The sequence below is a fragment of the Acinetobacter sp. AB03 genome (assembly GCF_058107045.1).
Genome location: NZ_JBUEBA010000051.1, coordinates 1 through 384, shown reverse-complemented (window position 1 = coordinate 384; position 384 = coordinate 1). Strand labels below are relative to the sequence as shown.

At 36.7% G+C, this 384-nt stretch carries 1 protein-coding gene; it reads right to left on the bottom strand.

The genetic code is table 11. From position 1 onward, the window contains the following. Nucleotides 1–27: 27 nt before the first annotated feature. Nucleotides 28–384 (bottom strand): IS1 family transposase (locus ACY3FQ_RS18090; protein ID WP_489774600.1); only part of this gene is annotated, 357 nt, incomplete at its 5' end.

The following is a 384-nucleotide window of genomic DNA, read 5'->3' as shown; positions in this document are numbered from 1 at the left end:
GGTGGTGTTTCAAAAAGTATGCTGGCGTTAAACAAATCCATTATTAAGGTAAAAGAAAGTCAAATCAAAGGCTTTAAAATGATTTTCGAGCTTTTTAGAAAAGTTGCAACTTCTCCTAAATCCACGCCTGATTCGATGACGAATTCTACAGTTGTTACCTTCAATACCGACGGTAAAAAACTTACCGATCACTTGCTTGCAACATTGAAATGCTGTAATAAAACTATCCCAATGATCACTCGCAATTCGAGCATATTGAACCCCAAGCTTTTTAAGTCTAGCTTTAAGACGTTGAACCGTTGCTAAATCCCGCTTACCCCAAACATAAGCAACAATTTCTCCAGATTCTCGATGGTAGGCATAAATAAGCCATTGTTTATTTTT